The sequence below is a fragment of the Burkholderia sp. Tr-20390 genome (assembly GCF_017104595.1).
In the GTDB taxonomy this organism is placed as follows: domain Bacteria; phylum Pseudomonadota; class Gammaproteobacteria; order Burkholderiales; family Burkholderiaceae; genus Burkholderia.
Map to the genome: position 1 here is coordinate 1 of NZ_JAAGPC010000279.1, position 8110 is coordinate 8110.

Annotated in this window: 5 protein-coding genes and 1 pseudogene; 2 read left to right on the forward strand and 4 right to left on the reverse strand. The window is 66.4% G+C overall.

What is annotated here, in order from left to right; translation table 11 throughout:
* Positions 1-344: 344 nt before the first annotated feature.
* Positions 345-539: pseudogene (locus G3N98_RS37050) on the forward strand (lytic transglycosylase); the annotation flags it as partial.
* A gap of 19 nt (positions 540-558) precedes the next feature.
* Here the strand turns inward: G3N98_RS37050 and asnB are convergent.
* Together asnB and G3N98_RS37060 are read right to left on the reverse strand one after the other, a co-directional pair.
* Positions 559-2526, reverse strand: a complete 1968-nt coding sequence (asnB, locus tag G3N98_RS37055) for an asparagine synthase (glutamine-hydrolyzing) (RefSeq protein ID WP_206150899.1) — start codon at positions 2524-2526, stop codon at positions 559-561.
* Positions 2527-2790: 264 nt separating this feature from the next.
* The gene (locus G3N98_RS37060; RefSeq protein ID WP_206150900.1) at positions 2791-3624 is read right to left on the reverse strand and encodes an autoinducer binding domain-containing protein; all 834 of its coding nucleotides are present in this window, start codon (positions 3622-3624) and stop codon (positions 2791-2793) included.
* 283 nt (positions 3625-3907) lie between these two features.
* Between G3N98_RS37060 and G3N98_RS37065 the strand changes: the two genes are divergently transcribed.
* Entirely contained in the window at positions 3908-4813 is a 906-nt protein-coding gene (locus tag G3N98_RS37065; protein ID WP_206150901.1) for a LuxR family transcriptional regulator, read from the forward strand.
* A 136-nt stretch (positions 4814-4949) separates the two neighbouring features.
* Here the strand turns inward: G3N98_RS37065 and G3N98_RS37070 are convergent, their stop codons facing one another.
* A complete protein-coding gene (locus G3N98_RS37070) occupies positions 4950-6596 on the reverse strand; it encodes an Nramp family divalent metal transporter (protein ID WP_089427047.1) in 1647 nt (548 codons plus the stop codon).
* 121 nt (positions 6597-6717) lie between these two features.
* Positions 6718-6855 (reverse strand): hypothetical protein, encoded by a 138-nt coding sequence (locus G3N98_RS37075; RefSeq protein WP_175019155.1) that lies wholly within the window; start codon positions 6853-6855, stop codon positions 6718-6720.
* Positions 6856-8110: the final 1255 nt, after the last annotated feature.

Sequence of the window (8110 nt, forward strand, 5' to 3'; positions counted from 1 at the left end):
TCGCGCCGGCAGCCGAACGTCCTCGCGCGTCACGCTTCGTCGCGCCCGCTGCGTCCATCGCCGCCCATGCCACCGTCCATGCCCGTGACGACGGATTCCGGCGTGACACGCGGCCTTCGTCGTCCCTACAATCGACGCAGCAGCCGCGCGCCCTCCGCGCCGCCGGCCCCGGAACGAACGGAATGACCATGAAGATGCGCGCTTCGCGAACCGTTGTCGCCTGCCTGTATGCGCTGGTTGCGCTCGTGTGCGCCACGCCGCCACCCGTTGCGCATGCCGCCAGCGACGACACGCTGCACGTCGCGTCGATGACGTCCGGCAATCCCGATGAGGGCAGCGCCGGGCGCGACACGCCGCCCGCACGCCAGCGACGGATGGATGCCGCCGCGACCACCCCGCCCGAGCGCGCACGCCGGCAGGCGTCGCCCGCGGCGTCCGCCGATCCGCCTTCGTGCCATGCGCGGCCCGTGATGACGATGTGCCGCGGCCTGCACTCGAACGCCGCGAAGCAGCGCTGCATGCGCTGCCTCGACGAGTGACGATGCGCAGTGCGCCGCCTTATGCGGCGCGCTGCGCCTCCAGCCACGCCTGGAACATCAGCACCGTCCACAACTGGTGCTGCCAGTTCATCCGCCCGGTCACGTGCTGCCGCCACAGGCGCTCGACCGCGGCCGCATCGAAGAAGCCTTCCTCGCGCAACCGCGACGGCCGCAGCAGCGCCTCGGCCCAATCCCGCAGCGAGCCGCGCAGCCAGTGATCGACGGGCGCGCAGAAACCCTGCTTCGGCCGGTCGATCAGCGCGGACGGCACGTACCGGTCGAGCAGCCGGCGCAGCAGCGCCTTCGATTGCCCTTCCGGCAAACGCACCGCCGCCGGCACGCGCCACGCGAATTCGACGACGTGATGATCGAGGAACGGCATGCGCGTTTCGAGGCTCACGGCCATCGCCGCGCGATCGACTTTCGCGAGGATGTCGGTCGGCAGGTACGTGAGCGTATCGATCGCCATCGCCTGCTCGGCGAAGCTCAGGTGCGCGGGCCACGCGGATACGGTGTCGAGCGGCGTCGCCGGCTCCTGCCCCGACAGCGCGAGGCGCTCCGGATGATGGACCGACGACATCAGCAGCCGGTACAGCCCGATGCGGCTCTCGGCCGTCATCACGTGGCCGAGCTTGTGCAGGCGATCGCCGATGCGCGCGGCCGATTCGCGTGCCTCCACGCCGCCCCACGCACCCTGCGCGACGGCCGCGAGCTGGTCCGCATGATCGGGCCGCAACGCATGCAGCGCGGCGGCGATCCGGGCGCGCACGGCACCGGGGACACGATGCAGCTTGCGCCACAGGCGCGGCGTCAGGAAGTAGCGTGTATAGCCGCCGAACAGCTCGTCGCCGCCATCGCCGGACAGGCTCACCTTCACGTGCCGGCGCGTCAGCTCGGACACGAGAAAGGTCGGGATCTGCGACGCATCGGAGAACGGTTCGTCGTAGATCGACGGCAGCTTCGGCACGACGCCGAGCGCGTGGTCGGCCGTGACGTAGAGCTCGGTATGACGCGTGCCGAGATGACGCGCAACCGCCTTCGCATACCCGGCTTCGTCGTAGCCGGCTTCATGGAAGCCGATCGTGAACGTATCGACCGGCGTCGACGATTGCGCCTGCATCAGCGCGACGATCGTCGACGAATCGATGCCGCCCGACAGGAAGGCGCCGAGCGGCACGTCGGCCTCCATCTGGCGCGCGACGGCCTGGCGCAAGACCGCGTCGAGCTGGCCGACGGCCTCGTCGGCGTTGCCCTCGAACGGCCGCGCGCGACCGTCCTCGATCGCCTGATCGAGCGTCCAGTACGCCCGCAGGCGCGGCGTGTCGCGCGCATGCTCGAACTGGATATACGTGCCGGGCGGCAACTTGCGGATGCCACGATAGATCGTGTGCGGTGCGGGCACGCTCGACTGGCGCAGGTACAGGCACAGTGCGTCGCGATCGATCGCGCCGTCGAAACCCGGATAGCCGCGCAGCGCCTTCAGCTCGGACGCGAACACGAGCGCGTCGCCGATCCGGCCGTAGTAGAGCGGCTTCTCGCCGATCCGGTCGCGCGCGAGCGTCAGCACCCGCGATTCGCGATTCCACAGCGCGATCGCGAACATGCCGGTCGCGCGCCGCAACGTCGCCTCGACACCCCACGCGACGATCGCCGCGATCAGCACCTCGCTGTCGGAGTGGCCACGCCACGCCGGTGCGCGACCCGTGCGCTCGAGCTCCGCGCGCAGTTCGCGATGGTTGTAGATTTCGCCATTGAAGACCATGACGTAGCGGCCGCACGTGGATGCCATCGGCTGTCGGCCGTGTACCGACAGGTCGACGATCGCGAGCCGCCGGTGGCCGAGCGCGATGCCGGCTTCCGGATCGACCCAGATCCCCTGTCCGTCCGGCCCGCGATGCGCGAGGCTTGCCGTCATGCGCGCGAGCGTGCCGCGCGCTGTCTCCTCATCGAAGGCGACGCTATTCAGAAAGCCGTCGATTCCGCACATTGATTTGTCCGCCCCTGTTGACCAGTTCCGTCACGCATGGCGCAACCTCGCGGCCTGCCGTCCGGCGTGACGGTCGAGCCATATTACGAAGAAATAATTCAGCAATAATTCACAGGTGAATGTCTCAATCACTCGAAAAAAACGCTGTCAAGCGTCGCGTGCGCATCGCGACGGCGCCGCGGTCGCAAACGGCCCGTCGGGCCGGCCACGGGCGGGCCGGCGACGGTCACCGGGTCACGCGGAGAAAACGGGGAACTGACAGCGTCAGGACGGCATCCGGCGCGCCGCCAGATACGCGAGCTGCGCGCGGTTCTGCACGTTGAAGAGTTTTTCGAGCGAGCGGATGTGGTGGCCGACCTTGTGCAGCGACGTGCGCAGCGCGCTCGCGATCTCCTGGTCGGACAGCCCGTGCACGAGCCGGTCGAGCACCTGCTGCTGCTCGTCGCCGAGCGCGAAGCCGCGCATCCGTGCGATGCGTGCCTCGAGGAACGGCAACGCGACACGATGCACCGCGAGGCTCACCGACAGCGCACCGCCGATCACGCGATCGTCGATCCATTCGGTGCCGTGCGTCTCCGACGTCACGTTCACCGCGACACGCAAATCAAGACGCGGCGCCGACAAGCCGAACAGCACGCCGCTGTTCATCGCATGCGCGCGCAGATGGCCGGCGAGCGCCAGCATCTTGCGGTCGCCGCTGCCCTGCGCGGCCGCCTCGATCTCGTCGAGCCGCCACGCGACCGGAAAGCCGCTCTGCCGCACCTGCGCGAACCGCGGGTCGCTCTCGTAGAGCATTCCTTCGATGAACGGCTGCATGAACGTGGCGGGCGCGAGTTCGCGCAGCAGATGCGCGCACAGGATGCGCCGCCCGATCATTTCGAAAGCGCCATAACCGAGCGTACTGAAACCGATTTGCCGCAAGCGCGCATGGCATTGCGCGAAATCGACCGGAGCAAGGTCGGTTTTACCGGATTCAATTTGAGCGCCGGTAAAAACGTCGTGCCCAATTGCCTGATATTCATTCGAATAAGCCGCAGTCGTTGCGATATCGGCCTGCGAAAACCACTCGACGCGTGGTGCGCCGTCAGCATATGTCATGAGGAGCCCGCCCTTTCCCAATATATGAAACTGCGCCCCGTCACGATCTGGTCTTTTCTTTATGGATTGTCTGGTCTTCGTTATAGGCGTGCGAATAGGAATCTTCCGCCGCCATTAGTATTACGGCATATTACGCATACACAGGCATTTTTGTACAATGCCCCCGCGTTTCGTCAGGGATGACGATCGGCGCATATCACACGATGCTCGATCGCACCGCCACGAACGCCGTACACGATACGGCCGCCGCCAGGCGATGCGCGTCGATTCCGAGGGATGGCACATGTCCGATATTGCATTGCATGAAGAAGCGGTCGCCCCAACCTTTCCCCGCCCGACGCACGGGTTGAACGCGTGCCCGGACATGCTGCGGGAGCGCCCCGTGCAGGTCGTCTGGTGCGACGACGTGAAGCGCGGCGAGCTCACGCAGCCGCACGCGCCGAAGCTCGGCGTCGCCGATACGCTCGCGCACGCGCAGAGCACGGCCGAGCGCAGCCGCATCGTCGCGAGCCTGCTGCACCTGACGGGCTTCTCGACGTTCGCGTACTTCGCGCTCGAATTCGCGCACGAGCTCGTCGAAAGTCTCTACCTGCACGAAGCCTTCACGCCGGCCACCTATCGCGGCGACTACGTGCGGCACAACCATCACGACATCGATCCGCGCACGCTCGGCGCGCGCGTGTGCAACATGCCGATCGTGTGGGACCTGCAGCAGTTGCGCCGCGAACACCGCGAGCGCGACGACGGCCCGCGCGCGACGCCGGCCGCGCTCGACGGCTTCCTGCAGACGATGCACGACGACGGAATGTGCAGCGGCATCATGTATTCGATGGCCGTGCCCGGCACGCGGCTGCATGCGTTCATGAGCTTCACCGCGCCGCGCCGCACGCGCGAATGGATCACGCCGGCGACGATCGAGCAGGCGCTGTCGATCGGGCTGTCGGTGCACAAGTTCGCGTCGCCGCAGCTGATCTCGACGTCGCGCGAACGCGCGGTGAACGGGCTCACGCCGTTCGAGCAGGAGCTGCTGCTCGGCATCGCCGAAGGCGCCTCCGACAAGGAGATCGGCCGGCGCCTCGATACCAGCGCGCACAACGTCGACTATCACCTGCGCAAGCTGCGCAAGCGCTTCGGCGTCGCGAACCGGATCCAGCTTACGTACCTGACGTCGAAGCTCGAGCTGATCTGACGGTCGCGCGGCGTGCGCGGCGTGCGCGGCCTGTCGCAAGCGGACGCGTAAACGCACATGCCGGCCACGGAGGCCGGCATGTGCGGGTTGCGGCGCGGTGCCGGGTCCGGCGCCGCTTCCTGGAAGACGGCCTGCGTTACTTCAGCAGCGTCATCTGCACCACCTTGACGATCACGAGACCGACCGCGATCACGAGATAGCCGCGCAGCACGGCCATCCAGATTCGCGTCACGACCGTCATGTTCTGCGGCTCGAGCGTGTCGAGCGGCGGCATGCGCCACGTGTCGCGCAACGAGCGATCGACGGCCGGCTCGACCACGCGCTTGTTGCGGCGGATCAATACCGTGGCGATATAGCCCGTGATCGCGAGCACGGTGCCGCCGACCAGCACGTCGACGATCGCTTCGCCGCTGATATCCGGATACATCACCGATGCCGTGAGGATGATCGACAGCAGCACGAGCACCCAGATCACCGCGCCGGTGAACACATTGAGCTTCGTCGAGTTGACCCACGGGCCGAGCACCTGGCGGTCGTTGCACAGCACCAGCAGGAACACCGTCGCGCTCGGCAGCAGCACGCCCGCGAGCGTCTGCACGGCTTCGGTCAGCAGGCCAAGCGGGCTGCCCGGGATCAGCACGAGCGTGGCCGCGGCCGCGACGATGCCGAAATACACGAGATAGAAGCCCTTCGCATCGGACACGCCGCGGTGCAGCGAGTGGCGGATCTTGAACACGTCGCCGATCGCATAGGCCGTCGACAGCGATACGGCCGCCGCGCCGATGATGCACGCGTCGAGCAGCGCCACCGCGAACAGCGTCGCGCTCGTGCGGCCCGCATACTTCTCGAGGCCGGCGATGATGCCGCCCGCATCGGTGAAGTTGCCGGCTTCCGGATGCCCGTTGAACAGCGCGGCGCTGAACCCGATCATCGCGACCGCGCCGATCAGCACGAATACGATACCGATCCACAGGTCGGCCTTTTCATACTTCATGAAGCGCGGCGTGATGCGCTTGTCGATCACGTAGCTCTGCTGGAAGAACAGCTGCCATGGTGCCACCGTCGTGCCGACGATGCCGATCACGAGCAGCATCACGTCCGACAGCTTCGCGTGCGCGGGCCAGTTCGGCACGAAGAAATCGCGCGACATCTGCGCGACGGGCGGATGGATCGACACGAGCACCGGCACGAGCAGCAGGCTCAGCACGCACAGCCCGATCGCGAACCGCTCGAAGCGCCTGAAGTCGCCTGTACTCACCGCGGCCATGGTCAACGCCGCGGCCACGCACACACCGGCCACCTTCGGCAGCCCGAAGAAATCCAGCACGAACGTGATGCCGATGAACTCGGTGACGATGGTGAGCGCATTGAGCAGGAACAGGTCGATCACGCTGAACGCGCCCCAGAACTTGCCGAAGCGTTCGAAGATCAGGCGCGCGTGGCCGACACCCGTGACCGCGCCGAGGCGCAGCACCATTTCCTGGTTCACGTACAGCACGGGCACGAGCAGCAGCAGCGTCCACAGCAGCGTCGTGCCGTAGTTCTGGCCGGCCTGCGTGTAGGTGCCGAATGCGCCGGCGTCGTTGTCGCCGACCATCACGATGAGGCCCGGGCCGATGATCGCGAGCAGCGTGCGCAGGCGCGCCCACCACGTGCCGCGCGAGCCGGTGTCGTGATGCGCGATCGTACCAAGCGCACCGCGGATGTCGCCCAGGTGGGCTTCGTCGAGCACGGCGCTGCGTTCGACGGCGATCGGTGGAGAAACGTTGGATGGCGTGGACATGATGTGTTCCGTACGGCTAATGGTTATTCGATGCGATGAGCGTGTGGTCTTGGAATGCGCACGTGGCGCCTGCCCTCGGGCAGTTGCACGTGCGCATGCCGAGACGCGCTCGGTGCGTCATTCAGCGGATCAACGCTTTCAGCTGGTTCAACAGGCGGGAGAACACCCGAGGACGGGCGTCGAGCATCAGCATCGCGTCGTAGTGGTTGCGCGATTCCGTGACGTGCGGGAGATTCGACAGCAGTAGGCCGAAGTTCATGATCTGGCTCCGTGCGGCGACGGCAGGCTGCCGGCCGCGTGTGGGGCGCGGGGCCAGTCCGGGGCCTGAACGACGTGTCAGGCTAGTCGGCCGGATTGTCCCTGCGACCCGGGTTCAAAAGGGTCTGTGCGTGTAACGGGCATAAGGGACAACTGTCACTGTCGTTCATGGCGGCTCCTGTGCGGTGTTCCGGAGAACACGGTTGACCGCCGCCAGACGGGCGGGCCGGGATTCGCGAGCCGACGAAAGGCGTGCGCGAACGCGGCCGCCTGCCAGGCGGCGGTGAAACCGGCGGGCGCATGCGAAAACGCATCACGCTAACCGGCGCGAATCAGGGTGCACGTAGGAATTTGCTGCGGAGTACTGCTGCGCGCACCGTTTGCCTGGGAGACAAACGGCGGCTTCGATGAGGCGCGGACGTCGGTCGCTCAGGCGGAAATTTCGTTCGAAGATCGACTACTGCAGGCGTCCAAGGCGGCGGCCCCAAGAGTGAAGATGCCGGATTCTATGGACCGCCCAAAAGTGAAGTCAACCCCTCCAAACCCCATTTCTCGAAATAAATTTCCCGCGTCACATCACTGAAAGAATTGCCCTTGAAAACACGTGGCGCAACCTTTCAGCGCATACGGTGCAGCCGGGGATCGATGCGTATGAACAACGCGGCACCCCGTCCGGTCGCGCCCCTTCGTTGTCGATCCATTGCCCGTCCCGTGCCGGAACGGGCCGCCGAAGTGCCCGCGCAACGTGCGCCATTTTTATGCGTTTTTTACTTGCGCTGCAGCAAACGACGCGCATACAATCCGCCGCAATTCATCAAGGGAGTCCCTCCGTGGACACATGCTCTAGTTGCAGTTCGATGCCGGTCCAGGCCGGCCAAGCCATCGCGAGATAGCAGCCAGACGCATGTCTTTCGCCGCTAGCTCGCATTCGTCGGGTTAGCGCGCTTCCTTCCGGGCCGGTCATCGCCGGTTCGTCCGTTGCACGCTCCATTACGTTCCACCCTCCGATCGCAGGCCGCGTCATGCGCCCGCGCTCGACCACGTCGTCCGGCCCGCGCCGGACCGGACGGAGGCAGCGTCATGTTTCTTCAATCGTTCGCGGTCAGACTCAAGCGCATCGCGCATGTCGCATGCGACCGCTCATTCGTGTCCGGCCTCTCGCCACTCGCCCACGCGTTCAGCAACTGGCGCGGCACGGCGCTCGCCCACGTGCCGGCCGCCCCCCGCCCGCTCGACTGCCTGCTGGTCGCCGTGAT

Excerpts from the sequence above, each read along its gene's own strand:
- asnB (WP_206150899.1), bottom strand. The coding sequence starts at position 2,526 with ATGTGCGGAATCGACGGCTTTCTGAATAGCGTCGCCTTCGATGAGGAG.
- G3N98_RS37060 (WP_206150900.1), bottom strand. The coding sequence starts at position 3,624 with ATGACATATGCTGACGGCGCACCACGCGTCGAGTGGTTTTCGCAGGCC.
- G3N98_RS37065 (WP_206150901.1), top strand. The coding sequence starts at position 3,908 with ATGTCCGATATTGCATTGCATGAAGAAGCGGTCGCCCCAACCTTTCCC.
- G3N98_RS37070 (WP_089427047.1), bottom strand. The coding sequence starts at position 6,596 with ATGTCCACGCCATCCAACGTTTCTCCACCGATCGCCGTCGAACGCAGC.
- G3N98_RS37075 (WP_175019155.1), bottom strand. The coding sequence starts at position 6,855 with ATGAACTTCGGCCTACTGCTGTCGAATCTCCCGCACGTCACGGAATCG.